The following is a 556-nucleotide window of genomic DNA, read 5'->3' on the forward strand; positions in this document are numbered from 1 at the left end:
GGTGATGAAGTCGGCGGTGGCGTATCTGGAGCCGCACATGGAGAAGTCGGACGCCGCGGGCAAGGGCACGATCGTGCTGGCCACGGTGCGCGGGGACGTGCACGACATCGGCAAGAACCTGGTCGACATCATCTTGTCCAACAACGGCTACAACGTGGTCAACCTGGGTATCAAGCAGCCGGTCTCGGCGATCCTGGAGGCGGCCGAGGAGCACCGGGCCGACGTGATCGGCATGTCCGGGCTGCTGGTGAAGTCCACGGTGATCATGAAGGAGAACCTGGAGGAGCTCAACCAGCGCAAGCTGGCGGCGACCTACCCGGTGATCCTGGGCGGGGCCGCCCTGACCCGCGCCTACGTCGAGCAGGACCTGCACGAGATCTACGAGGGCGAGGTCCGCTACGCCCGCGACGCGTTCGAGGGGCTGCGCCTGATGGACGCCCTCATCGGCGTCAAGCGCGGTGTCCCCGGCGCCGCACTGCCCGAGCTGAAGCAGCGCCGGGTGCGGGCCGCGGCCGCCGCCCCGGCCGAGGAACGCCCGCAGGAGGGGCACGTCCGC

General features: G+C 69.4%; 1 protein-coding gene. It reads left to right on the forward strand.

From position 1 onward, the window contains the following. On the forward strand, positions 1 to 556 hold a 556-nt coding region (locus BIV23_RS26840; protein ID WP_177240043.1), incomplete at both ends, for a cobalamin-dependent protein.

The organism is Streptomyces monashensis (genome assembly GCF_001866665.1).
In the GTDB taxonomy this organism is placed as follows: domain Bacteria; phylum Actinomycetota; class Actinomycetes; order Streptomycetales; family Streptomycetaceae; genus Streptomyces; species Streptomyces monashensis.